Raw genomic sequence first — 25,998 nt, forward strand, 5'->3', positions numbered from 1 at the left:
TCGATTCGGCGCACACCGGGCGCCCTTCAGTGATGTAGCTCTCTGAGCAAGTATGGTTTCCCCAAGAGGCTCGGTTGTCAACCCCTGTTTCCTGAAAGGGACACGGCGGTCGTGAAGGAGTGGGTTCAGTGGCCAAGGCGAAGGAAGCGGTGGAGCCGGTCGGTCCGCGCATCGGGGCGAGGCTCAAGGCGGCACGTCAGTCGAAGCGATTGACCCTCGACGACCTGGCCGAGGCCTGCGGTGTGACCAAGGGGTACCTCTCGAAACTCGAGCGCGATCACGTCAACGCGTCGGTGGCGACCCTGATCAAGGTGTGTGCGGTGCTCGAGATCCCCGTCGGATCCCTGTTCGAGAATGCGTCCGCCGGTGAAGTGGTTCGCGCCGATGCCATGCCGCAAATCAGCTTCGGCGGCGAGAAGATGACGGAGTACCTGCTCACGCCTACCAACGAGCGTCGAATCCAGGTGCTGCTCGGCGAGCTGGAACCGGGTGGCGGAAGCGGTCGGGAGTTCTACAGCCTGCCGATCGACGTGAACTTCGTACACGTGCTCGAGGGTGGCCTGCGGGTCTCGTTCGAGGGCGGTCGGACGGATCCGAACGGTGAGGCCGTCGACGCCGAGGACGTTGTGCTCGAGGCGGGCGATTCCTTCACGTTCACGCCTACGCACAATCACAGCTTTCAGGCCGAAGGCGCAGTTCTGGCGAAGGTTCTGTGGGTCCTGAATCCGGCGTTGCCGGAAGGGCCCCGCGCCCCGTCTTCGTGAGACTCGAATGCGTGAATGTTGATTCTTAGGAAACAAGAGTTGACATGATTGGCGGCACCAGTCACGCTGGTAGTTGTCCCCGTCACACGCACCGTCGAAAATTGGCGTCACGGAACTCCTGAAGGAGCGAACCATGCATGTCGATTCTGTCCGAGTTGGCCTGTTTCAAGGTCCGCTCACCACACCGGACACCTTTGCGTCGGTGGAGTTCAACCTCGCTGCGATCGATACGGCAGCCCGTGAGGCTGCTGCGTCCGGTGCGAAGATCCTCCTGACGCCGGAGATGTCCGCAACCGGCTACGACATCGGCGAACTGGTGTCGTTGCGTGCGGAGCCGGCCGACGGCCCGATCTTCGATTCCGTCGCCGCGATTGCTCGCAGCGCGGGCATCGCAGTCGTCTACGGCTATCCCGAACTCGACGGGGGAGATGTCTACAACAGCGTGCAGGTGGTGGGCAGCGACGGCACTTCGCTTGCGCACTATCGCAAGACGCACCTGTTCGGCACGCTCGATCGCGAGCACTTCCGGCCAGGTGAGACCTTGGTGGTCGGGTTCGACTTCGAGGGCATCCGCTGCGGATTGTTGATCTGCTACGACGTGGAATTTCCCGAAGCGGTTCGGGCACACGCCGACGCCGGAACCGAATGGCTGATCGTGCCGACGGGTTTGATGACTCCTTACGAACACATTGCGCAGCAGGTGGTTCCGGCCCGCGCATACGAAAGTCAGATGTTTCTCACCTACGTCAATCGCTGTGGTGCCGAAACCGACCTGACCTACTGCGGGCTCTCGTGCGCCATCTCGCCCGACGGTGCCGAGTTGGCGAGAGCCGGGGGCGGTCAGGAGTTGCTCTTCGCGGATCTTGCTGCCGCCACCGTCGCGCAATCGCGCACTCTCAATACGCATCTCGACGATCGACGCCTCGATCTGTATCCAGACCTTTCTGTCACAACTGTCTCCAAGGAGAACCGTAGATGACCATCCCAGTAGCTCCGGACAGTTCCTCGGAACCCGGCAAGCAGCCGCCGCTCACGATGTTCGGGCCGGATTTCCCGTTCCCGTACGACGATTACGTTTCCAGCCCGGCGGGGCTCGGCTCGGTGCCCGATCTGGCATTGGGTACCGAAGTTGCCGTGATCGGTGGCGGCCTCTCCGGCATGATCGCGGCCTACGAGTTGCTCAAAATCGGCCTCAAACCGATTGTCTACGAAGCCGATCAGATCGGTGGCCGGATGCGGTCGGTCGAGTTCGACGGGCACCCCGGAGTAGTCGCCGAGATGGGCGCAATGCGTTTCCCACCGTCGTCGACGACGTTGTTCCACTACCTGAACGAGCTGGGTCTGCAGACCGAGGAGTTCCCCAATCCTCTTGCCGAGGTCACGCCCAGCACGGTCATCGATCTCAAGGGCGAGAGCCACTACGCGCACGCTCTCGAGGATCTGCCGCCGATCTACACCGAGGTGGCAAAGGCCTGGCAGCGCACTCTCGAAGAGCATGCGGATCTGATTCCGTTGCAGCAGGCCATTCGTGACCGCGACACCGCAGAAATCAAGCGGATCTGGAACGACCTCGTGGTGCGCTACGACGACCAGACCTTCTACGGATTCCTCGCCGCGTCGAAGCATTTCAAGTCCTTCCACATGCGGGAAGTGTTCGGGCAGGTCGGATTCGGTACGGGTGGTTGGGATACCGACTACCCCAACTCGATCCTCGAAATCCTTCGTGTGGTCATCACGGCCGCCGACGACGACCACCGCGGCATCGTGGGTGGATCGCAGCAGCTGCCGATGCGGTTGTGGAACCGCGCCCCGGCGCAGATGGCGCATTGGCCTGCCGGTACGACGGTCGCTTCGCTCAACGACGGCAAGACACGTCCCCGCGTCACCGAACTCCGACGTACCGAGCCTGGCAACATCACCGTCACGGACTCCGACGGATTCATTCGCACCTACGCGAGTGCCGTTGTAACAGTGCAGAGTTGGATGCTGCTCAACAACATCAGGTGTGACGACGATCTGTTCCCGATCGATCACTGGACTGCGATCGAGCGCACTCACTACATGGGGTCGACCAAGGTGTTCGTACTCGTCGACCGCCCGTTCTGGAAGGACAAGGATCCCGTGACCGGCCGTGATTCGGTGTCGATGACACTGACGGACCGTATGAGTCGCGGCACGTACCTGCTCGATCAAGGCGAGGGCAAGCCTGGCCTGATCTGTTTGTCGTACACCTGGTCGGACGATTCGCTGAAGCTGCTGGCGCTCGACGCCACCGAGCGCATGAACATCATGCTGCGCTCTCTCGAAGAGATCTACCCCGGCGTGGACTTCCGCAGCCACATCATCTCGAGTCCGGTGACGCTCTCATGGGAAACCGAGCGCGACTTCATGGGTGCATTCAAGGCGAACCTTCCGGGGCACTACCGCTACCAGGAGCGCCTGTTCTCTCACTTCGTGCAGAATGATCTCGAACCGCGTCATCGCGGCATCTTCCTCGCCGGTGACGACGTGTCGTGGACTGCCGGCTGGGCCGAGGGCGCGATCCAGACCGCGATCAACGCGGTGTGGGGCGTCGTCAACCATCTCGGCGGCGCTGCGCCTACCGAGAATCCCGGACCCGGCGACGTGTTCGAGGAGCTCGCTCCGATCAGGTTGGGCGACTGAGCTCACCGCAACTGCCGAAATGTCGTGCCCGATGGGGGTTGGTACTCCTATCGGGCACGACCTCTTTCCGGTGATCCACGCAACACTGGAAAGAGTTCGGATCCAATAATTTCCAGGAGGGTGTTCAATGGCGAGCACATCATCGGCGACCAAGACCGCAGCTGCAGAATCGAGACCGGCAGGCGGTGATCGACCCGGTGACCCGGCGCTCGAACTGGTCGCCGAACTGGCGGCAGCGGGCCAGCGACTCGTCTTCCGGCAGCGTGACGACCTGAGCAGTGGTGACCTGACCTGCGTGGTGCTGTGGCCGTCCGGAGAGCCCTCCCTCTCCGATCTGTGCGAGAACTTCGAATCCCTCGGACTCCGAGTGTCGACGCACCGCCCGATCCCGACCGTTCTGGGTTCGGCGCACTACTTCACCTTCGAGCCGAGCACTTTCGACGGTGGTGCGCTGGAGAAGATGGCGGACGCCTTCGAAGCCGTCATCGCCGGCCAGACCCGAATGGACGCCTTCTCCAGTCTGATCGGACGAGCAGACATCACGTGGCGCGACGCAGAGTTGCTGCGCGCTGCGTGCCGTTTCCTCGCTCAGGCTCGTATCGGGTTGTCCGAGAGCTACATCGTCGGAGTGTTGGCAGCGAAGCCACTCTTCGTACGACAGGCGATCGAACTCTTCACCGCGCGTTTCGATCCCACCTTTGCGGGATCGCGTGAGACAGCCGTGGCTACCGCGGCATCGGCCATCGACGAATCAGTCGACGGTGCAGACACTCTGGACGAGGACCGCGTCTTGCGCGGCGTGCGTTCGTTCCTGCAGGCGACTCTGCGCACAAACTGGTACCTGCGTGGTGAGTCCGGCGACCCGTTGCCGTACGCGTCGTTCAAGATCGACTCACAGTTGCTCTCCACCCCACAGAAGACCGTTCCCTTCCGCGAGATCTACGTCAGCGCACCCAATGTCGAAGGCGTTCATCTGCGTAGTTCCTCCGTCGCCCGTGGCGGCCTGCGTTGGTCGGATCGATACGAGGACTACCGCACAGAGGCCCTGAGCCTCATGAAGACCCAGAGCGTGAAGAATTCCCCGATCGTTCCTTCTGGTGCCAAGGGCGCGTTCGTGGTTCGAGGCACGTCGTCACCGACCCCGGCGCAGGTGCAGGAGTCGTACAGCACCTTCATTCGCGGCTTGCTGGACGTGGTGGACAACATCGTCGACGGCGCAGCGGTACACCCGGCCGAAGTAATCGAGTACGACGGTGAAGACTCCTACCTGGTCGTGGCGGCAGACAAGGGGACTGCACGGTTCTCGGACGTCGCGAACGGCATCGCCGTCGAGCGTGGTTTCTGGCTCGGCGACGCTTTTGCTTCCGGCGGTTCGGCCGGATACGACCACAAGGCGATGGGCATCACCGCTCGCGGCGCCTGGGTAGCGGTACGACGCCACTTCGCCGAGCGCGACCTCGACGTCGACACCGATCCGTTCACCGTCGCGGGCATCGGCGACATGTCCGGCGACGTGTTCGGCAACGGAATGTTGCTCTCGCACAAGATCCGTCTGGTCGCGGCATTCGATCACCGCCACATCTTCATCGACCCGAACCCCGACACCGAGACGACGTTCGCCGAGCGCGCTCGGCTCTTCACCGTGCCGCGCTCGTCCTGGGACGACTTCGATCGCACCGTCATGTCGCCTGGCGGTGGCGTCTGGCCGCGCAGCGCGAAGTCGATCCGCCTTCCGCTCGAGGCGCGTGCGGCCCTCGGCATCACCGAGGAGAAGCTGACCCCTCAGGAACTGATCCGAGCGATCCTGTGCGCTCCGGTGGACCTGTTGTGGAACGGCGGCGTCGGTACCTACGTGAAAGCGTCGACCGAAAGCAACGTCGACGCAGCTGATCCGTCCAACGACGCAGTTCGCGTCAGCGCTGACGAGTTGCGTGCGACGGTGGTCGGTGAGGGCGGCAACCTCGGTTTCACCCAGCGCGCTCGCATCGAATATGCCGCTGGCGGTGGCCGGATCAATGCCGACTTCATCGACAACGCGGCCGGCGTGGCTACCTCGGACCGTGAGGTCAACATCAAGATCGCACTCGCAGCGTTGGACGCGACCTCGCGCAATGAACTGCTCGCGGCCGCTCAGGGCGAGGTAGCCGCGTCGGTGCTCGAGGCCAGTGAAGATCAGACCCTCGCAATCAGCCTGGCCGAGCACCGCGCTCCCGCTCTGCTCGATCAGCACGAGCGGTTGATCGAGAACCTGGTCGCGGCGGGCGCGATGAAGCGTCTCGAAGAATCATTGCCGGACGCCAAGGCTCTGGCGGTCAGGGCGCGTGCCGGGCAGGGTCTCCTGCGGCCGGAACTTGCTGTGCTGGTGGCGCAGTCGAAGAACGTACTGACTGCGGAACTGGGCGCGTCGACCGTCCCGGACAATCAGATCTTCGTCGATCGTCTCCCGCAGTACTTCCCGCTCTCCGTCGTCGAGGCTGCACCGGACGCAGTCCGCGGACATCGGTTGGGCCGCGACATCATCATCACTTCGGTGGTCGACGAACTGGTCAACCGCGTCGGCCCCGGCGTGCTGTTTCGGCTCGAGGAACACCTCGGAGTTCGCAGTCCGGAAGCGGCTCTGGCCTACGCCGTAGTCAGCGAAGTGCTTGGAACGGAGGACCTTCGACGTGAAATCCTGAACTCCGATCTCAGTGCCACCGAACAGTTGAAGGCTCTCGATCGCTTGCAGCAGCTGTTGGAATCCGAAATGAGCTGGGTGTTGCGCCGCCCGGGTGCTGCCGGCCGGTTCACCGTGAACCCGCGCGCCGACATCGATCGGTGGGCAGCCCCGGTGCGGGAACTCACCGAAGGTTTGTCGGCAAGCGACCGCATCGAGGCGTCTTTCGGAGCGCTCGCCCTGGCGGACATTGCACTGCAGGAGAATAGGACGGCCGCGGCCGCAGCCGCGATCTATCGGGAACTCTCCGACGCTCTCGATCTGGGCGATGTTCTCGGCGGCGTCGACGTCGCCGTCGGTGCCTCGCATTGGGAGGTCATGGGCAGCGCTGCCGTCCATGCCAGGTTGACTGCGCGTTTCGCGGACCTCGTGTCCGGAGCCCTGGGTGAAGGTGTTTCGGACGTAGTCGCGTTGTGGACCGCCGCCAATCCACAAGCGGTGCGCCGGTTCACGGCTTTGATGTCGAGCGTGAGCCGCAGCGGAGCGCTGGACACAGCACGGCTCTGCACGGTCGACGCCGAACTCGAACTACTCGTTCGCGGTGCGTCCGGTTTCGCTTCGGTGCACGCCGCGGAGCGTTCAGCGACCCTCCCAGGCGAGTAGCGATAGCAGCAGTTCGGCTCTGACCCTGGCCTGTCCGAGGTCGCATTGCAGCAGTTCCTCGATGCGTGCGATGCGACCTCGGAGGGTGTGCCGATGAACACCGAGTTCGGCTGCGGCCGATTCCCATTGGCCGTTTGCCTCGAGATAGGCGCGCAAAGACGCGACCAGCGCGGTCCCGTGTGCCTGGTCGTGTTCCGTCAGCACCGGGATGGTGTCCGCAGCCATTGCGATCAGTGCCTCACGGGCAGGCTCGGATGCCAGAATCGTCGAACCACTCAGAGCGTCGAACTCGAGAATGCGGGCAGTGGCCGTCGTGAGATTGGCCGCGGCGCGGGCCTGGACGAGTGCGCGCGGTGCGTCCAGAAGACGGTGAGGGGTGCTGATTCCGGCCCGCACCGTCTTCGCCTCGGTGGGGGAGAGCTGCGCCAGTAGTGTTTTGGCAGTGTCGATTGTGTCGGTTCCGCGAAGGAGGACGGTCAGCGAACCGTCCTCGGATTGCGCGAACAACGGCCGGCCTGCTCGCGCGAGAGCGTTGTCGAGTTCGCGAAGAACAGGGCCGAGTCCGGATCCGCGAACGTGGACGACACGGACATTGCCGTGCGTATCGCTTGCTTCGTCCAAGTACGACGGCACACCGTCCTCGGGGATTCGGCCGTCGAGCAGAAGCCCGAAAGCCATGGCGTTGAGTCGAGTTCGCTCGGCCCGTAGTCGAACCGGTTTCTCGAGTTCGAGAGTGAGCAGCGAGACCGCATGCCCGAGCAACACTCTGTCGATATTGCTCAGGGGCCCGGCGCCCGCCATTGCGAGGTAGCCGTGCCAGCTGTCGGTGACGCCGACGGGGGACAGTGTCAGCGTCCGTTCGGGTGTGCTCTGCGAGATCGACGCCGGAGCGTTGGGATCGCGGGTGGTCGCCGCGACCGCGCGAACCTCGGTGATCAACGACTTCTGGTTTGCCGGATGCACCGCGGTGATCCGATCTCCGACAAACGCCACCGAAGTTTTTGTGGCCGTGGCCAGTTCACGCACGATGGCAGACACGCCTCCGCGCAGCGCAACGCGGGTGATGCGTGTCTGTACTTCTGCCGCGCGGAGTACCGATTCGTATTCCTGCTGGCTCAGACGGGTCATCACCGCGCGCGTGACCGCCGCGAACGGGGTCGTGAACGGCACTTCCAGCAGGGGGAGCCCGCGACTGCGGGCGGCGGCAATCAGGTCTGCGGGCACACTCTCGTGGGAAAGGCCGGTCCCGAAACCCAGAGCCGATACTTCTGCGGCGGCCAGACGGTCGATGTACTCGCTGTAGTCGGTGGCGTCCGCGCCCACCAGTGCCAGCCCGGTGGTGAGCACCAATTCGCCGCCGGAAAGCCACGGGGTGGGGTCCGTCAGCTCTGTGGCCTGCGCAAACGTGACGGGGTGGGTGGCGGCTGCTCGGTCGGTGAGCAGAGCCAGCGAGAGGTGTTTCTGGCGCAAGAGCCACGAGATCGGAACCGTCACCTGATCAAGGCTAGCTGTCGTTGCCGATATGGAGTAGCCCTGGAGCTTCGGGTATCCATTTCGGCAGTGCTTGCGATGCTTCGCGCGTCGCATACTCGAATGCAATACACAACCGAGAGGGTGGTCACATGAGTGCAATCGAATACCGGCTTCCGCAGGAGCGTCGCATCGTCACGGAGTTCCCGGGCCCGCGCTCGGCTGCGCTCGCCGAACGACGTAAGAAGGTCGTCGGCGCCGGCGTCGCATCCACCCTCCCGGTCTACGTCGCCGACGCAGACGGCGGAGTCATCGTCGACGTCGACGGCAACTCGCTGATCGACCTCGGTGCCGGTATCGCGGTGACCAGCGTCGGTGCTTCCAACCCGGCCGTCGTGTCCGCAGTTCAGGATCAGGTCGCGCACTTCACCCACACCTGTTTCATGGTCGCTCCGTACGAGGGCTACGTCGAGGTCGCCGAGCGTCTCGCCGAGCTCACCCCCGGTGACCACGAGAAGCGTTCCGTGCTGTTCAACTCCGGCGCAGAAGCCGTCGAGAACGCCGTCAAGATCGCCCGTCACGCAACCGGTCGCGACGCAGTCGTCGTCTTCGACCACGCGTACCACGGCCGCACCAACCTCACGATGGCACTGACATCGAAGTCCATGCCGTACAAGAGCGGCTTCGGTCCGTTCGCCCCCGAGGTCTACCGCGTCCCGATGTCCTACCCGTACCGCGAGGGCCTCAACGTCGACGGCTCCAAGATCACGGGTGAGCAGGCCGCACAGCGCGCCATCACGATGATCGAGAAGCAGGTCGGTGCTGCCAACACGGCCGCCATCCTCATCGAGCCCATTCAGGGCGAGGGCGGATTCATCGTTCCCGCAGAAGGATTCCTCCCGACGCTCGTCGCGTGGGCCAAGGAGAACGGCGTCGTCTTCATCGCCGACGAGGTTCAGGCAGGCTTCGCTCGTACCGGCGCCTGGTTCGCCAGCGATCACGAGGGCATCGTCCCCGACCTGGTCACTCTCGCCAAGGGCATCGCAGGCGGCATGCCGCTCGCCGCTGTCACGGGCCGCGCCGAGCTCATCGACGCCGTCCACCCCGGCGGCCTCGGTGGCACCTACGGCGGTAACCCCGTCGCCTGCGCCGCTGCACTGGCGTCCATCGACCAGATGCGCGAGCTCGACCTCTGCGGCCGCGCACGCACCATCGAGTCGACCGTCGTCGGCCGAATGAACACACTGGCAAAGGAACTCGACGTCATCGGTGACGTTCGCGGTCGCGGCGCCATGCTCGCCATCGAGCTGGTCAAGCCCGGTGGACAGGAGCCGGACGCCGACATCACCAAGAAGATCGCCGCCGAGTGCCTCGCTGCCGGCGTCGTGATCCTCACCTGCGGTACCTACGGCAACGTCATCCGTCTGCTCCCGCCGCTGGTCATCTCCGAGGAGCTGCTCGACGACGCGTTGACCGTCCTCGAGACCGCCATCCGCTCTGCAGCACAGGGGAACTGACATGTCCAACGTCTCGGATCTTCTCGACTCCGTACCCCAGGGTCTCTGGCTCGGCGGCAAGCTCGTCCCGGCCGAGAAGACCTTTGCGGTCTACAACCCGGCAACGGGTGAGGAACTTGCCCAGGTAGCCGACGCCACCGCAGCCGACGGTATCCGCGCGCTCGACCTCGCCGCTGCGGCGCAGGAAGACTGGGCGGCCACTCCGGCACGTGTACGCGGCGAGATCCTGCGGACCGCCTTCGAATTGCTGCACGCCCGCGCCGAGGACTTCGCGCTGATGATGACCCTGGAAATGGGTAAGTCGTTGGCAGAGAGCCGCGGTGAGGTCAACTACGGCGGCGAATTCCTGCGCTGGTTCAGTGAGGAAGCAGTCCGCATCGGTGGCCGTTTCACGCAGGCTCCGGCCGGCAACGGTCGCATCCTGGTCACCAAGGAAGCCGTCGGACCGGTCCTCGCGATCACCCCGTGGAACTTCCCGCTCGCCATGGGCACGCGCAAGATCGGACCGGCGCTCGCTGCCGGTTGCACGATCATCGTCAAGCCGGCCGAGGACACGCCACTGACCATGCAGCTTCTCGGTCAGGTGTTTGCCGACGCGGGTCTGCCCGACGGTGTGCTCTCGATCCTCCCGACGTCCGACGCGGCTTCCATCAGCGGACCGTTGATGGAAGATGCGCGTCTGCGCAAGGTCACCTTCACCGGCTCCACCGGCGTCGGAAAGCTGTTGGTGCGCAATGCCGCTGACAAGCTGCTCCGCACGTCGATGGAACTCGGTGGCAATGCACCGTTCATCGTCTTCGACGACGCCGACATCGACGCGGCTGTCGACGGCGCAATGCTGGCGAAGATGCGCAACGGCGGCGAGGCCTGCACCGCGGCCAACCGCATCTACGTCGCCAACTCGGTGCGCGAGGAGTTCACCGACAAGTTCACCGCCAAGGTTGCGGCCTTGAAGGTGGGCGCCGGTGACGCCGAGGGCACCAACATCGGACCGCTGATCAACACCAAGCAACTCGCAACCGTCACCGGACTCGTCGACGACGCCGTGTCCAAGGGCGCTCGCGTTCGCACCGGTGGATCGGCACCCGAAGGCCCCGGCTTCTTCTTCACCCCGACGGTTCTCGACCAGGTGCCCGCCGATGCGCGCCTGCTGAAGGAAGAGATCTTCGGACCCGTTGCGGCAGTAGTCGGTTTCGACACCGAAGACGAAGCGATCGCGGCTGCGAACAACACCGAGTACGGTCTCGTGGCGTACTTCTACACCCGCGACATCGACCGTGCGATGCGCGTCTCGGCCAAGCTGGACACCGGCATGGTAGGCGTCAATCGCGGCGCGATCTCCGATGCTGCCGCGCCGTTCGGTGGCGTGAAGGAATCGGGCTTCGGCCGTGAAGGCGGAACCGAGGGTATCGACGAGTACCTCGATACCAAGTACGTAGCGCTCTAACCTGCTGTGCGCCTTTATTAACCGCGGGCGGTTAATAAAGGCGCACAGTTGTCTACTGACCTAACGGAGTCGGGCGGTAGTACTTGCCCTCGTGGTAGAGCAGGGGCGCGGCAGCGGATTCGTCGTCCTCTTCGGCGTGAACCCGCGTGACGAGTCCGATGACCAGTGTGTGATCGCCGACGGGGATCAGCTGGTCGACCTTGACGCGCATCCAACTGGGGGTGCCGTGCAGAACCGGTTCCCCGGTGTCGAGTACCGCCCACAGCGACTCGTCTGCAAAACGCTGGTCGGCACTACGCGCAAAGCGCTGGGCCAGATGTTGCTGGTGTTCGCCGAGAAGGTGGATCACCAAGGACTCGGCGGCCTTGAGTGCGTTGATACTCGACGACGTCTCCGCGATGTTGAACGAGACGAGCGGCGGCTCGAGCGAGACGGACGAGAACGAGGTGGCGGTGAAACCCACCGGGCCGGTACCCGAATCGAGGGTCACGACGGTGACACCGGCGGGGTGGCGGCGAAGCGCTGCGCGGTAGTCGCCGGCGCAGATGCCGGTGGACAACTCGGGCGTCGCCGCTACTTCGGGGACGTCGGGGGTGGTGTGGCTGGAAACGGCATTCGGCTTGTCAGACAACGGGAACTCTCCGGCTGGAACTCGAGGTGTGCGGTGTGGTCGAGGTGACTGCGCTCGGCATACACAGACATGCGTCGGTGCGGCACAGATCTACGTGCCGTCGTCGCCAGTGGTTGCCGGCCGGGGTCCTGGTTGCAGTGCACATGGTGCGTCCAACTATAGGTGGACGCACGTACGAGTGGTTTCGGACCGGGTTGGCTGAAGTGCTTCAGTCCATGTCGACGGCGAGGCCGGCGGTGATTCGGAGGAGTTCGGAGTACGTCGTGCGAAAGACCGTGTTGGGGTGCCCGGCGGCTGCCCACAACTCGGGGTACTGCTCGAGGGCGGTATCGATGTACGTCGGCAGGTTGGTGGGATGCCCGAGCGGAGCGACCCCACCGATCGGCTGGCCCGTCGCGGTCTTCGCCATTTCCAGCGGCGCCCGCGTGAGCTTGCCTTCGAGGCGTTCGCCGGTGGCCTTCAGGTTGACCTGATGTGCGCCGGAGACCAGCAGCAGGACCGGATCGTCGTCGAGAAGGAACACCAGCGACTTGGTGATCGCGCCGACCTCCACCCCGACGGCCGCCGCTGCCTCGGCCGCGGTATGCGTGGCGTCGGGCTGCGTGACGATGACGCCGTGGTGACCCCGCGAGATCAGTGTTTCGGCGACGTGCGAGGCGTTGGGGTGGAGGAGGCTCGTCATGAGTTCAGACTAGGACTAGTCGGCGTTCGCCACAGCTGGAGTCGGCGTCGTGTCGGTGGACTTTCGGTTACGACGGATCGTGAAGCCGAACAGCATGACCGCACCGATCAGCGCGTACAGGAAGAGCGTCAGAGCAGGCTGGCCGACGCCGACGTTGTTGAAGTAGACGATGCTCCGCACGCCTTCGGTGCCGGCGCCAGGTGTGATCCATCGGCCGATGGCGGCATAGAACGAGGGAATCACGTTGGAGCCGAATGCGCCTCCCGCACTGGGATTGCCGAGAATCACGAAGACGGCGATAGCCAGCGGGACTGCCAGAACGCCGATGGCGGCGCGCAATCCGAGTGTGAACATGGCGGTGCCGAACACTACGGCTGTTCCCAGGATCCAGAGCGGGAACCAGTGGCCGGCGAAGGTTCCGAGTACGTGTGAGGTGATGAGGGCGCCGAGGGCTCCCGAGATGATCGAGTAGATCGCGATCACGCCGGTGTGTGCGCTTGCCTGGCGGAGCGTCTTCGGCGCACCGATGAACAGTCCGATGGCTGCCGCGAGGAGATAGCCGCCGACGACCCAGCCGACTGAGAGGTAGAAGCCGGAGAGGCCGCGGTTGTCGTGCGCGCCGACGGGGATCTCGTCGCGGACGACGAACTGTCGGTCCTGCGTTGCCTCGACCTTCGTGAACACGGCTTCGAGTGACGTCGCGATGGAACTGCCACCCGCGCTCGCGGTGATCAGGGTGTCCGGGCCGGCCGGGTTGATGACAAAGGCACCCTGGATCTCGCGGTCGTTGATCATGCGGCGAGCGGTCGCCGTGCTGTCGACCACCTGAGCGTCGAGCGGGCTGCCGTCGATGGCGTTGAGTTTGTCGGCGATCTGCTGATCCATGCCGTCGGGTGTGCCCTGATCGGCGATGACCGCGATTTCGATGTCTCGCGGAGTCGGCTGATGGAAGGCGGCGACGTAGCTGAGGATGAAGCCCATCTGCAGCAGGAGCACGCCGACGAACAAAGCGGCCATCACCTTGGGTGCGCCGTACTTCACGAGCAGATTGTCGTGGTGGTGTTCGTCGTGGGTGGAGCTGTTGTCTGGTGCGGCGTGTGCTGGATGCGTAGTGGTCACGAAAGAGTCCTGATCTTGTCGAAAGTAAAGAGCTTGTCAATACCCGAGGTATTGAATACTCTAGGTATCGTGACTGAATCTCGTCAACCGGACTGGACTCCGGTAACCCGCCCCGGACGTGACGTGGTGCGGCAAAGACTGCTCGACGCTGCGGCGGAAGAGTTTGCGGAGCGCGGATTCAGTGCTGCACGTCTCACTGAAGTCGCTCGCCGAGCGGGCTTCACCAAGGGGGCTGTCTACTCCAACTTCGAGTCGAAACAGGATCTGTTCGCCGAACTGTTTGCGCAACGGTCTCTCGAACTGGCCGGCCGCGTACTCGCCGAGATTGCCGGCATGAACCCGGCGGATGCGGCGGGCAAAGGCGGCGAGGCAATTGCAACGTGGATGGTCGACGATCCGGGGTGGTCACTGCTCGTCCTCGAATTCGGAGTCCTCGCCGGGCGTGATCCGCAGATCGCTCAGGCGTACTTACGTGAGCGTCGCCACTTGCGCAGTCAACTCGTGGAGTTGATCGGCGAACGTGCCCGTGAATGGGGGGTGGACGATTCCTTCGACGTGCGGACAACCGCAATCTCGTTGATGGCCTTGATATCCGGGCTCGTTCTCGAGCACTCGGTGGATCCGGAAGAGGTTGATCAGAGTGTCATGGGTGCCGCCGTGACGGCACTCTTCGCCGGCGCCGTCGCACGGGCAGGATTGTCCGCCGTCTGAGTTGCTCGGTTGACAGGCAACAGATTTGAGAACTACCCTCTGGGTGCAGTACCTCGTTAGGTGAGGCTTCTGCACGAACACAGGCCACTGATCTCACGACGTCGAGAGACGCCCAAGGTTAGGACAGATCTCCCCGGCTTAAGGGGTGATCCAAAGTGGCTTCCCGGTTTGGATCGGGACACGTCGTGCAGTGCCAAAACTCGGACGTGGAGGTGTTTTCGCAGCTTGATGCCGGTTTCTTCCGGCGAAGGCGAGAGTACGTCGATATTCGGTTCTCCTGGCGTGTGCTGTGCGCATGCAATCGTGTGGCGTCAACGGACGCCCCGAACTTTCAGGAGGTGACCATCGTGGACGACCCGCCGAGTCGATATTCGACCCATCCTTCTGTTCTTGCCGACGATGCTCACCCCGGTCTTTTGCTCTTCAGTCACTGACTCTTTGCATCCTCGGCTTCATCTGCGCGGCTTTGCCGCGTCTGCTGACGACTTCCATTGTCGCTCAGCGCATTCTGCTGCCCTCATGCACTGACGTGGTCTGATGCGTTCGGGCAGCCGAGGAGATTCGTCATGTCATTTTCCGTTCTCGCATTGCGGCCACGGCCCACGAGAAACAGTGCACAACAAACACATTCAACAGTCCTGGCAAAGGAAAGCGCACAGGAATTGGTCGACTACTCGGCCTCGGACACGCGCACCGTCCTCGCCGATCTGACCACGACGGCCAACGGCCTTCGCGACGATCAGATCGACGATCTTCGTCGGCAATACGGGCGCAACGATGTCCGCCACGACCGCCCGGCGCCGGCAATCGTGCAGTTCGCGGGGGCCTTCAAGAACCCGTTCATCCTGATCCTGGTATTCCTCGCCCTGATCATGGTCGGGACCGACGTGGTGTGGGCGGACCCGGAAGACGGACCTTCCTACGAGGGCATCATCACTCTCGGGTTGATGATCTTTGTCAGTGTCTCACTGAGGTTCTGGCAGGAATATCGCTCGAGCCGCGCCGCCGAGGCGCTCAAGGCGATGGTGACGACAACAGTCGCGGCCACCCGCAAGATCAACAACACCGTGGTCACGGCTGAGATTCCGATCGAGCAACTACTGCCAGGTGATGTAGTCCAGCTTGCCGCCGGCGACATGATCCCGGCCGATGTCCGCATCATCCGGGCCAAGGATCTACAGATCAATCAGTCCATGCTCAGCGGTGAATCGATGCCGGCCGAGAAGTCTGCGGAACCATCCTCGGGGATCGACGTCGATCGACTGCTCGAAGCCGAGAACATCGGATTCATGGGTACTTCCGTCGTGTCGGGCAGCGGGACCGCTGTCGCGGTGCACACGGGCAAGCGGACCTACTTCGGTGCCATGACAGCACAATTGGCGTCCAAGCGACCCGAAACCAGCTTCGACGTCGGGGTGCGCAGCGTCAGCTACCTGCTGATCAAGTTCATGCTGATCATGGTTCCCGCGGTGTTCATCATCAACGGACTGACCAAGGACTGGAGCCAAGCACTACTCTTCGGCGTCGCCACCGCCGTGGGGTTGACTCCGGAAATGTTGCCGCTCATCGTGACGGCGAACCTGGCCAAGGGTGCGCTGCACATGTCGCGCAAGAAGGTGATCGTCAAGCAGATCAACGCGATTCAGAACTTCGGTGCCATGGACGTTCTGTGCACGGACAAGACCGGAACTCTCACCGAGGACCGCATCGTTCTTGGTGAGCATCTCGATACTGCCGGACGTAAGTCCGAGGACGTATTGCGGCTAGCGGCAGTCAATTCCGTGAATCAGACCGGATTGCGCAGTCTTCTCGACGACGCGGTGATCGAGGCCGCCGGTCCCGAAGTGGTCGAGGAGATCTCGCGTCGGCACGGGTTGGTGGACGAGATTCCCTTCGACTTCAAGCGCCGTCGACTCTCCGTGGTGGTCGACCACGGAGACGCCGATCTGATCGTCACGAAAGGCGCAGTAGAAGAGCTCCTTTCGGTCTGTGAATCGGTGGAACTGGACGGGGTGACCCACCAATTGACACCGGGATGGCTGGCCCGAGTCGACCGTCTGGTCGCGGAGCTGAACGGTCAAGGCAAGCGAGTGCTTGCGGTGGCAACAAAGACGGTCGTCGAAGAGCAGCGCCGCGAGTACTCGACGGCCGACGAAGAGAGCATGACCCTGGTCGGGCTGCTCGCGTTCCTCGACCCGCCGAAGGAATCTGCGGCCGGGGCGATCGAAGCCCTGGCGAGCCACGGAGTCGCGGTCAAGGTAGTGACGGGTGACAACGAACTGGTCGCCGAAACCGTCTGCGGCAAAGTCGGTATCGACGTGGGAACTGTTGTATCCGGCGCCGAGATCGAAGCGTTGAGCGACGACGCCCTCGACGAGTTGGTGCAGCGGACAACCGTCTTCGCGAAGACGGATCCGATGCAGAAGGCACGTATTGTCGAATCGCTGCGCCGGGTCGGCCACACGGTTGGTTTCCTCGGCGACGGTGTCAACGACGCACCCGCACTTCGGGCTGCGGACGTCGGCATCTCGGTCGACACCGCAGCGGACATCGCGCGCGAATCCGCGGACATCATCTTGCTGGAGAAGGACCTCGGTGTACTCGAACAAGGAGTCATCGAAGGGCGTCGGACCTTCGGAAACATCCAGAAGTACATCAAGATGACTGCGTCGTCGAATTTCGGGAACGTCTTCTCGGTGCTCGTCGCCAGCGCCTTGCTGCCGTTCATCCCCATGATTCCCGTAGTTCTGTTGTTGCAGAACCTGATCTACGATCTCTCGATGCTCACGATTCCGTGGGACCGCGTCGACGACGACTTCCTCGCGAAGCCGCGGAAGTGGGAGACCAAGAGCCTGCGCCGGTTCATGGTGTTCATCGGCCCGATCAGTTCGATCTTCGACATCTCGACCTTCGCGCTGATGTGGTTTGTGTTTGCTGCCAACTCTCCCGAGCATGCAGCTCTGTTCCAATCTGGTTGGTTCATCGAGTCATTGATCTCGCAGACGCTGATCGTTCACATGATCCGCACCCGCAAGATCCCGTTCATCCAGTCGCGTGCATCGCTGCCGGTACTGCTCAGCACGGGCGCCGCCTGCGCCTTCGCGCTGGTGTTCCCGTTCACGTCCTGGGGTCACTCCCTCGGGTTGGTTTCACTGCCGTGGAACTACTTCCCGTGGCTGGTCCTCACTCTCGCGGCATACTGCGTCGTCACGCAGGTGGCCAAGGGAATGTTCATCCGTCGATTCGCGACCTGGCTCTAGGAGTTCACCGTGGAAATTCACGTCATCCTTGTGCGGATTGCGCTCGGGCTCGTCCTCGGCGCTGCCGTGGGGATCGAAAGGCAATGGCGCGCAAGGATGGCGGGTCTGCGAACCAACGCGTTGGTGAGCTTGGGTGCGACGCTCTTCGTCATCATGGGCGCGTACGGGTTTCAGGGTCCGGACGCTGATCCGACGCGCGTCGCAGCGCAGATCGTCTCCGGGATCGGTTTTCTCGGTGCCGGAGTGATCATGAAGCAGGGAGCCTCGGTCACCGGTCTGAACACCGCCGCAACCTTGTGGGCCACGGCCGCCGTCGGCGCGCTGGCAGGCGGCGGAATGTACTGGGTGGCGGTGTTCGGTGCCGGCGCAATCATGTTGGCGAACACGCTGTTGAGGCCGTTGGGTCGGATGATGGATCACCAGCCTGCCCGCACCGGTCGCGAGGAACCGCCGGCGGACTACACCTTCGAGGTGACCTGCCACGGCGACGCCGAAGCCCACATCAGAGGTCTTACCGTGCAGTCCATTTCGAGGCCGGAGTTCCAACTGCGGTCAGTGCAGTCCTTCGATATCCCGGACAGCGACCGCGTGCGGGTGGTGGCCGAACTGGCTGCCGCCGAGCGTGACGACGGACTCCTGGAATCCGCCGTCAGCCGGTTGAGTCTGGAACCGTTGGTGACTCACGTTCGGTGGGAGGTGGAACCGTCGAAGTAGGTTCGCAGGCCAGACTCCCAACTCCACAATTGCGGAGGACTCGTGCCGGCACCGGCGTGCTGTGCCAATGTGGGAGCAGAGCTCCCTACAGTCGGCACAGAGTCTTTCCGGTGTTGTTGCCATTGAGCATTCCGACGAGCGCGGTGGGTGCTAGGTCGAGCCCCTCGAATACTGTCTCCTGGTAAGTCATCATGCCTTTGGCGAGGTAACCGCCGACCTCCGAACGTAAGTCCGCATACAACTCGTCATATGCCCCTGCGCGGAACCCTCTCATTTGCAGGCTCTTTGCGGTGATCTGGAAGAGATTCGTTGGCCCGGGCGCGGGGGAAGATGTGTCGTAGGTCGAGACGGCCCCACACATCGCGATCCGCCCGCCTGGCCGGAGGTGATCGAGGGCTGCCCCCAGATGATCGCCACCGACGTTGTCGAAGTAGGCGTCGATACCGCCGGGGACGGCTTCGGTCAGTTGCGTCTTCAAATCGCCGGCACGGTAATCGATTGCATGGGAGACGCCTAGTGCGCTCCTGAGGTATTCGACTTTCTCCGGGCCACCTGCGGAAGCGACAACCGTGTTACCTCGCAGCACTGCCAATTGCACCGCAATACTTCCGACGGCGCCGGCTGCTGCCGAAACCCAAAGTACATCATCGTTTTTAAGCTCGATGATCTCGAAAAGCCCTACGTAGGCGGTCAAGCCAGCACTGCCTAATGGCCCAAGGTACCACTGAGGGGGAAAGTCGCCCGGAGTGATCTTCGTCAGCCCGCCTGCACCACCGAGCGTTTCGCCGTCTGCGGTAACCACTGCGTAATTGCGATATCCGAACATGTGGGAGACCATCTCGCCAGTACTGAATCCCGGACTTCGAGATTCGACGACAGTGCCGATGGCCAGGCCGACCAGTGGATCTCCGGGCGCCAGGGGCCGTAGATATCCCGAAGGCGTTGTGGCGCCGAGCCGCAGTCGGATCGACGGATCTATCGAAAGCCAGGTGTTTCGGATCAGAACCTCACCCCGCGACAAGGTAGGCAGGTCGGCATCGACGATCGTGAAATGTTCCGGCGCTAGAGGGCCGGACGGACGTGTGGTCAGGCACACAACTCGATTGCGAATTTCGATGATCCTTCCGGATAGCTGGGATCTTGTACGGACCGGCAAGGTCCGTAACCCAGTGCAAGGCAAATATTGCGGAATCTTTCCCGACAGATTCTAAACTGAATTAAGTTCAGTCTAGCATTCGTTGATCGAGAGGAACGCTATGGATAGCGATCGGCCAGTGAGTATCTTTGCGCCACTGCGCATCAGGCGACTCCGCATGATGCTTGGCTTCCAACTGTTCGCAAGCGTCGGAGTATGGATTCTGGTACTTGCAGTGCAGTGGACGTTCACCGAAACCGGGGAGTCTGCGACGACGGTGTCGATGGTTCAGGTCGCCGCGAGCTTGCCGTTCTTCCTGTTGGCGTTGCCGATCGGCGCGATGGCCGAGTTCGTCAGCCATCGGCTACTGCTTGTCGGTACCGCAATGGTGTTGACTGCATCGACGATCGTGCTGGCGTTACTGCAACAATTGGGCTTGGCGAAAACTCCGATTTTGATGCTCGCGGTCTTCGTCGCCGGGGCAGGTCTGGCGTCCGTCGCTGTTGTTTGGCAGGCGTTGTCGCCCAACATGGTCAGCCGCGAAATGATGGCGGTGGTTCCCGCGATCGACGGCGCCGTCTTCAATGGCGCTCGCGCGGTCGGGCCGGTTATCGGCGGTGCCGTACTCGCCGGATGGGGCTCGACTTCGGCTTTCGCATTGACTGCCGTTTTGTTCGCCATCTGCATTGTCGTCGCGGCACGGACGGTACCCGCATCGGTCGGGCAGGTCCAAGCACACAGTTCGATAGGCCAGGCGGTGGTCGGAAGCGTGCGCTTCATTCGCCATTCCCGCTGGACCAGGCGATTGCTGCTTCGGCTGACAATGTTCGGAATTCCCGCGAGTTGTCTGTGGGGACTTTTGCCGCTTGTCGCCCATGATCGATTGCACGTGAGCACGTTCGGGTTCGGAATCCTCTCCGGTGCAATCGGAATAGGCGCCGTGCTCGGTACTGTCCTGCTGATGCCACTGCGCGCGCGGATGAGTTGGAATCACTTCGTGGCGCTAGGCTCTGGTGCCTATGCACTCGTCCTGATCTGTTTGGTCGTGATCCCTTGGGCCAGCGCGATGTTTGCCGTTCTTGTAGTGGTCGGCGCGGCGTGGGTTGGGGTTCAGAGCACCTGGATGATCGCCGCCCATGCCGTGGTTCCCCGATGGATCAAGGCGCGAGTTATCGCCTTCGTCATGTTGATGTTTCAGGGTAGCCAGGCGATCGGCGCCCTGTTGTGGGGTGTCCTCGCCGACTCTCTCGGCCTCGTTCCCGCCGTGCTACTGGCCGCAATGTTGATGTTCGTTTCGGTGTTCGAGACACTTCGCCGCGGGATCATGCCTAGTGAAGCGATTGCCCCCGAACTGACCGGGGCGCCGTATCCCTTGGCCCCCCATGTCGAATACGCCGGTCTGCGCGTGATCGTCGAGACCACGTACCGTGTACTCCCGGGCGGTGCGGAAGGGTTCCTCGACAGCGTGCATGAACTCAAACTCTCACGGCGCCGCCTTGGTGCACTGCGCTGGAGCGTGTCGCGATCGGCAGACGAACCCGATATCTACGTTGAGCACTGCACGTTCCGCGATTGGTCTGAGTACCTCGCTCAGGAGACCGAGCGACTGACCGTTCCGGAGAACCGGGTGCGGACGAAATTGGCCGAATATCTTGCCCGAGTTCCGCAAACCCGAGTACTCATCGAGCCGAAGTTGTTCTGACAATGCCGCGATGCCCGGTTCTGTACGCCTTCGAAAGGCGTGCAAAACCGGGCATTTCGATGGAACGCGTCCTGATCAGACGGTGAATCTACCGCCGTTGCTCAGCAGCACGGCCCCGACGACGTTGGCGGCACCCGGCGACGCCAGGTACAGGATGTTATCTGCCAATTCCTCGGCGGTTGCGTAACCGCGGAATCCGTCCTGTGTCATCGCAGCACGAAGGTTGGCCGGAGTGCGGCTGGCCATCCCCGTGTTGACCGGTCCCGGAGCGATCGTATTTACCCGGATGCCGAAGGGCGCAACCTCTTTGGCTACAGCCTGGCTCACCGCATGAACTCCGGCCTTCGAAGCTGAGTAGTGTGGGTAGCCGACAAGCGTGTCGAACGCCGAGGACGAGCCGACCGTTACGATCGCGCCGCTGCGGGCTGGTTTCATCGCCCGGACTGCTTCACGAAGTATGAAGAACGTACCGTCGAGGTTGATCGACATGACGCGTCGCCAATCTTCGTCCTCGAGGTGCGTGAGAACGTCAACCGGTTCATTACGCTCAGCTGCCTCGTAGATGCGCTGTTTGCTCTTCGGGTCGTCAACGCCGGCGGCATGGACGACGACGTCAACCCGCCCCTGCTCGGCGATCACTCTCGCGAACGCCTGAGCCACCTGCGCCGAATTGCCGACATCCAGACCGATGGCCTGGCCGCCGACCACAGACGTTGCCACCTCGGTTACCGCAACTTCGTTGACGTCGCACAGATACACCGCCACTGCGCCCCGGTCAGCGAGCAGGCGCGCTGTGGCAGCGCCGATTCCGGAACCTGCGCCGGTTACCACTGCGACCTGGCCCTCGAACTGTCGATCAGACATCGAATACACCTTTCAGTCCCGTCGATCCGCTTGGCGGCCACGGGTATTACGAGTAGAACACGTGCACATGGAACGGTTGTCAAGCAGTTCAGTTGAACAGGGCTTCGAGCTCGTCGCGGTAACGAGCGGCGCCATCACCCGTGGTCACCTCGGTGTTCTGATCAGGAACCTCTTGAGCATTCGCGATCGAACCTTCGATGCCGGGCAACACCGAGCTGTAACCAACCGACGTGGCCTCCTGGCCGGGGCGGGTGACCATGAAGTCGGCCAATACCTGCGCAGCATTCGGATGCGGCGACGAGCCGAGAGTCAGACCGTACCAACGCGCACCCCAGATATGTTCTCCGGCAGACCATTCAACAGGAGCCCCGGACTCCTTGGATGCCAACATCGGGTCGGCCATCAAGCCGGCGGCGATCTCTCCGGAAGCGAGTGCCTGCGCGAGCGGCTGATTGCTCGGATAGATGCGCGGGTTCTGGTCGGCAAGCTTCTCCAGATACTCCCTACCGCCGTAGTACTTCTCGATGTGAGAGTAGAAGTCCAGGTATGTCGGTGACGTTGACGGGCTGACGATCCCCACCTTGCCCTTGAGTTCCGGAGTGAGAAGATTTGCCGGGGACGAGACACCGCCGGGCAGCAGGTCGGTATTCCAGCCGAATCCCAGGATCACTGCCCCTTCGAGGAAGTACTTGTCCGAGACGATGCTTGTATCTCGGCGATAGTCCGGGTTGTCGAAACTCGGCCCGATCGGCTTGGTCGCCTTGTCTGCATCCTTACCGGCATCCATCCACGACACGTCGGTGATCACCGCGAGGTCTCCGATTCCCTTGCCGGACTTGCTTTCGGCATCGATCTTGGAAAGTAGATCCGAATCGACGCCACGGACGACCTCGAGATTAATTGCGGGATAGGCCTTTTCGAATGCGGTTTCCAGCGCCGCGAGTCGGGGCGCCGCCTGGGTCGAGTAAATCGTGACCTTTCCCTCGTTGTTGGCCGCAGCGACGACATCGTCCCACGAACCTGAAACCGGCTCTGCCGGGGCAGCGGGAGCGTTGCTACACGCCGTCAGCGCGAGCGCCACCGCGGTGAGTGCCACGGTTGTTCTGAAAACCTGAGGGATCATGCGAGCTGCTCCGTTTCTGGTACTTGCTGACACAAAATCAAACCTAATTCAGTTCACATTAGAGTGGCTCGGGACACAGTACAAGCATCTTGTCGACAATGACACCGATTGACTCACTCCTAGCGGCGCTCCTACTGTAATCAAATTGAGGTCAGTTCAATTAGGGCGTAAGGCGCTCACCGGCGCCGGACAATTGGAGTCAAGTTGAATAGCAATGAATACGATTTGCTGGTAATCGGTGCGGGAATGGCCGGATTGACCGCTGGTGCAAAAGCTTCCGCAGCAGGCAGGCGAGTGTGCTTGATCGAGATCAGCGCCGACGTCGGAGGTTCGGCGCGATTCGCTGGATACGCCTGGAGTGCACCGAATCACGACGTCATGGCCGAACAGAACCCTAGGGGCGACGAAGCGCTCAAGCGCTACCTTGTTGACAGCTTTGATATCGGTGTCGAGTGGATCCGCTCGATTGGCATCGACGTCGACCCGGCGCAGCCCATTCTGAGCTTCGGCCGCGGGCACAGATTCGACACCAACCACTACGTCGACACCTGCAAGCGAATCGTCCTCGACGCCGGCGGATCGGTCGTGTTCGATACCGTGACCGAAGCGCTCCTGTTCGAGAACGGTGTGGTCCGCGGCGCCGTAGTACGTACTGGTGCCGAGTCCGCGCGCGAGATTCGGGCCGGCCAGATTCTCCTGGCAACCGGCGGTTTCCAAGGCAACAAGGAATTGCTCGCTCAGCAGGTCCACGCGGACGCGGGCCGGATGGCCGTGCGCTCGAACCCCCACAGTCGCGGCGAAGGTTACCGCCTCGCGGTCGAGGTCGGCGCGTCGACCGGCGTCGAGAACGCCGGCTTCTACGGGCATCTGATTCCGAGCGGTGTGGATCTCGCCGATCCCGCAGACTTTGTCGACATGTCGCTGTACTACAGCGAGCATGCTCTTCTCTTCAGTCTTGACAACGAACGGTTCGTCGACGAAACGCTCGGCGATCACCTCACCACGATGGCTCTCCTCGATCAGCCGCAGGGCCGAGGCCTGCTGATAGCCGACGCGCGCGTGCACCGTGACTGGATGGTCGCATCGTACGTCGAAGGTGCTGTGGCCGTTGATAAATTCGAACTTGCGAGCAAGCGTGGCGGCAGGGTTGGTCTGGCTGAGGACCTCGAGGAACTCGAGTATTTACCGGAGGAATGGGGATACGACGGAGCGGCGATCGCTGCGGCGATCACGAAGTTCAACGAGGCGGCCACCCAGGGTGCAGAACTGGTGCCGGGTCGTAAACTCGATCACGCTCCCTTGCTGGAGGGGCCCTACTACGTGATCGAAGCGGTTCCCGCAATTACATTCCCGTTTCACGGGATTCGGATCGACACGCAAGCCCGAGTTCTGGACGCTGCCGGACTACCCATCCCCGGACTGCTTGCGGCCGGCTCCGACACCGGCGGTTTGTGGAACCGGGCGTACGCCGGTGGCCTCGCCTCGGCCCTGGTATTCGGTCTGTCTGCCGCGGCCGCCGTCATCTGAACCGTTCAGCCTGACGATGTCGGCAGTTGCAAGCTTGCTCAAAACATTTTCCGGGTCTGACGTGTTCGTGATTGACATCACAAGAGTTGAGTACTACCTTCGAACTGACATCAGTTCAGTTTGCAGGCGTGGCGACTCCCGATTCGGCAACCGTTCCGCCCGAGACCAAGACGCGATGACATACCGCGCGCAGGGTCAGCTGCAGAACTGTCGACGCGAGAACATCTCTCACTGGAGTGCCAACGACATGTCGATCCGTCGACGCCCGACGGCATGCCCGAAAGGAAGTCATGAAGTCATTCGTCCGCACCCTGGTGGCGCTGAGCGCCGCCGCAGTCATGGTCGGCATCTCGGGATGTGGCGGTAGTGAACCCGCATCCGCTGCCGTCGACGGCAGTTGGGAAGATGTAGTCGCTGCAGCGAACGAAGAGGGCAAGGTGATGCTCTACTCGAGCCAGAAGCCGGCCAACCTCGACGCCCTCAAGGCTGCATTCCACGCCGAGTATCCGCAAATCGAACTGGAATACGTCCGCGGTACCGATCCGGACATCAATCCCCGGGTCGAGACCGAACACAAGATCGGCAAGGGCACCGCCGACGTCCACATGCTCACCGACTCGGCATGGATTCAGAATGCCGCCAAGTCCGGTACCTATTCCGCCGAACTTGTCGGGCCCGCACTCGACGCCCCCGAATTCGATCCAGCGGCAAGCGTGCTCGACAACCGGTTCTTCCTCACCAGCGCGGCCGTCTTCTCGCTCGGCTGGAATACCGACGCGGTACCGAACGGCTTGACGGCACCGCAGGACATCCTCAATCCGGCGTACCGGGGCAAGATCGGCATCGTCAACCCGGTGGGCATCGCCTCGTATGTCGACATGTACCGGCACTTCGCGAGCACGTACGGCGAGGACTACTGGAACAAGCTTGCCGAGCTGCAGCCCCGCATCTACCCAAGCGCACTCGGTGTGGCTCAGGCCCTGACGTCCGGCGAGATCGTCGTCAGCCCTTCGGTGCAGCCGCTGGTGACCGAAGTGAACTCCGGCGCGCCCGTCGACTGGACGCTGCCGCAGCAGCCGTGGGGAACTCCCTGGTACTCACACGTTTTGAATACCGCGCCGCATCCGAACGCAGCCCAGGTGTTGGCCAACTTCATGATAACTGTCGCAGGTCAGACCGCCCTCAACGACGGATACGCTGCCGCACTCCCGAATATCCCCGGGGCTGTTGCCCGGGCCCAGGACATCGCGCTGCCCAATCCCGAAGATCTGACACCGGAAAAGGTCGAGCAGTACTCCCAGCAGTGGCAGAAGCTCTTCCAGTAACACCGAAAGATGGCTCCGCAGAAC

Annotated in this window: 19 protein-coding genes and 1 riboswitch; of the genes, 12 read left to right on the forward strand and 7 right to left on the reverse strand. The window is 62.6% G+C overall.

The features are described from left to right. Positions 1–128 precede the first annotated feature (128 nt). The 4 genes from ACFQ6Y_RS25770 to ACFQ6Y_RS25785 all read left to right on the forward strand — a co-directional run bounded on the left by ACFQ6Y_RS25770 (position 129) and on the right by ACFQ6Y_RS25785 (position 6,747). A complete protein-coding gene (locus tag ACFQ6Y_RS25770; protein WP_378638778.1) occupies positions 129–764 on the forward strand; it encodes a helix-turn-helix domain-containing protein in 636 nt (211 codons plus the stop codon). A 133-nt stretch (positions 765–897) separates the two neighbouring features. Next, complete coding sequence (locus ACFQ6Y_RS25775) at positions 898–1,743, forward strand: carbon-nitrogen hydrolase family protein (protein ID WP_378638782.1); 846 nt, start codon at positions 898–900, stop codon at positions 1,741–1,743. After that, on the forward strand, positions 1,740–3,428 hold the full coding sequence (locus tag ACFQ6Y_RS25780) for a flavin monoamine oxidase family protein (protein WP_378534711.1): 1,689 nt from the start codon (positions 1,740–1,742) through the stop codon (positions 3,426–3,428). Before ACFQ6Y_RS25775 ends, ACFQ6Y_RS25780 begins: the two co-directional genes overlap by 4 nt. Positions 3,429–3,555: 127 nt before the next feature. Beyond that, positions 3,556–6,747 carry an NAD-glutamate dehydrogenase domain-containing protein gene (locus tag ACFQ6Y_RS25785; protein ID WP_378638785.1) on the forward strand — a complete coding sequence of 1,064 codons (3,192 nt, stop codon included), beginning with the start codon at positions 3,556–3,558 and terminating at the stop codon, positions 6,745–6,747. On the opposite strand, the gene ACFQ6Y_RS25790 is transcribed toward ACFQ6Y_RS25785, so the two are convergent. Further along, complete coding sequence (locus ACFQ6Y_RS25790; RefSeq protein ID WP_019746725.1) at positions 6,724–8,241, reverse strand: PucR family transcriptional regulator; 1,518 nt, start codon at positions 8,239–8,241, stop codon at positions 6,724–6,726. The genes ACFQ6Y_RS25785 and ACFQ6Y_RS25790 overlap by 24 nt on opposite strands. A gap of 128 nt (positions 8,242–8,369) precedes the next feature. Between ACFQ6Y_RS25790 and gabT the strand changes: the two genes are divergently transcribed. Further along, positions 8,370–9,734, forward strand: coding sequence for a 4-aminobutyrate--2-oxoglutarate transaminase (gene gabT / locus ACFQ6Y_RS25795; RefSeq protein ID WP_378638789.1), 1,365 nt, complete (start codon positions 8,370–8,372; stop codon positions 9,732–9,734). A 1-nt stretch (position 9,735) separates the two neighbouring features. Further along, entirely contained in the window at positions 9,736–11,181 is a 1,446-nt protein-coding gene (locus ACFQ6Y_RS25800; protein ID WP_378448105.1) for an NAD-dependent succinate-semialdehyde dehydrogenase, read from the forward strand. Positions 11,182–11,233: 52 nt separating this feature from the next. Here ACFQ6Y_RS25800 and dszD read toward each other — a convergent pair whose 3' ends face one another. From dszD to ACFQ6Y_RS25815, 3 genes are all read right to left on the reverse strand, one after another. Then, positions 11,234–11,812, reverse strand: coding sequence for an NADH:FMN oxidoreductase DszD (dszD, locus tag ACFQ6Y_RS25805; RefSeq protein ID WP_003941189.1), 579 nt, complete (start codon positions 11,810–11,812; stop codon positions 11,234–11,236). A 208-nt stretch (positions 11,813–12,020) separates the two neighbouring features. Beyond that, a complete protein-coding gene (locus tag ACFQ6Y_RS25810) occupies positions 12,021–12,494 on the reverse strand; it encodes a YbaK/EbsC family protein (RefSeq protein ID WP_378638791.1) in 474 nt (157 codons plus the stop codon). A 15-nt stretch (positions 12,495–12,509) separates the two neighbouring features. Then, positions 12,510–13,613: a membrane protein gene (locus ACFQ6Y_RS25815; protein WP_003941129.1), complete on the reverse strand. Its 1,104-nt coding sequence runs from the start codon at positions 13,611–13,613 to the stop codon at positions 12,510–12,512. 126 nt (positions 13,614–13,739) lie between these two features. Between ACFQ6Y_RS25815 and ACFQ6Y_RS25820 the strand changes: the two genes are divergently transcribed. From ACFQ6Y_RS25820 to ACFQ6Y_RS25830, 3 genes are all read left to right on the forward strand, one after another. After that, complete coding sequence (locus tag ACFQ6Y_RS25820; RefSeq protein WP_039972784.1) at positions 13,740–14,324, forward strand: TetR/AcrR family transcriptional regulator; 585 nt, start codon at positions 13,740–13,742, stop codon at positions 14,322–14,324. A gap of 45 nt (positions 14,325–14,369) precedes the next feature. Continuing rightward, a riboswitch (M-box (ykoK) riboswitch) is annotated at positions 14,370–14,543 on the forward strand. A gap of 347 nt (positions 14,544–14,890) precedes the next feature. After that, complete coding sequence (mgtA, locus tag ACFQ6Y_RS25825; protein WP_378638794.1) at positions 14,891–17,584, forward strand: magnesium-translocating P-type ATPase; 2,694 nt, start codon at positions 14,891–14,893, stop codon at positions 17,582–17,584. Positions 17,585–17,593: 9 nt separating this feature from the next. Further along, complete coding sequence (locus tag ACFQ6Y_RS25830; RefSeq protein WP_003941187.1) at positions 17,594–18,298, forward strand: MgtC/SapB family protein; 705 nt, start codon at positions 17,594–17,596, stop codon at positions 18,296–18,298. 85 nt (positions 18,299–18,383) lie between these two features. Here the strand turns inward: ACFQ6Y_RS25830 and ACFQ6Y_RS25835 are convergent, their stop codons facing one another. Next, complete coding sequence (locus tag ACFQ6Y_RS25835; RefSeq protein ID WP_378638799.1) at positions 18,384–19,394, reverse strand: NADP-dependent oxidoreductase; 1,011 nt, start codon at positions 19,392–19,394, stop codon at positions 18,384–18,386. A 178-nt stretch (positions 19,395–19,572) separates the two neighbouring features. Here ACFQ6Y_RS25835 and ACFQ6Y_RS25840 point away from each other — a divergent pair, with 178 nt between their 5' ends. Next, the gene (locus ACFQ6Y_RS25840; protein WP_378638802.1) at positions 19,573–21,135 is read left to right on the forward strand and encodes an MFS transporter; all 1,563 of its coding nucleotides are present in this window, start codon (positions 19,573–19,575) and stop codon (positions 21,133–21,135) included. A gap of 75 nt (positions 21,136–21,210) precedes the next feature. On the opposite strand, the gene ACFQ6Y_RS25845 is transcribed toward ACFQ6Y_RS25840, so the two are convergent. Both ACFQ6Y_RS25845 and ACFQ6Y_RS25850 read right to left on the reverse strand, forming a co-directional pair. After that, positions 21,211–21,999, reverse strand: coding sequence for an SDR family NAD(P)-dependent oxidoreductase (locus ACFQ6Y_RS25845; protein WP_378638805.1), 789 nt, complete (start codon positions 21,997–21,999; stop codon positions 21,211–21,213). An 88-nt stretch (positions 22,000–22,087) separates the two neighbouring features. Continuing rightward, on the reverse strand, positions 22,088–23,122 hold the full coding sequence (locus ACFQ6Y_RS25850) for an extracellular solute-binding protein (protein WP_378638809.1): 1,035 nt from the start codon (positions 23,120–23,122) through the stop codon (positions 22,088–22,090). Between the two features lie 204 nt (positions 23,123–23,326). Here ACFQ6Y_RS25850 and ACFQ6Y_RS25855 point away from each other — a divergent pair, with 204 nt between their 5' ends. Further along, positions 23,327–24,649 (forward strand): FAD-binding protein, encoded by a 1,323-nt coding sequence (locus ACFQ6Y_RS25855; protein ID WP_378638812.1) that lies wholly within the window; start codon positions 23,327–23,329, stop codon positions 24,647–24,649. A 290-nt stretch (positions 24,650–24,939) separates the two neighbouring features. Further along, the gene (locus ACFQ6Y_RS25860) at positions 24,940–25,974 is read left to right on the forward strand and encodes an ABC transporter substrate-binding protein (protein WP_378638816.1); all 1,035 of its coding nucleotides are present in this window, start codon (positions 24,940–24,942) and stop codon (positions 25,972–25,974) included. The last annotated feature ends 24 nt before the right edge of the window (positions 25,975–25,998 follow it).

Source organism: Rhodococcus sp. NPDC056516, from assembly GCF_042794655.1.
Lineage (GTDB): Bacteria > Actinomycetota > Actinomycetes > Mycobacteriales > Mycobacteriaceae > Rhodococcus_F.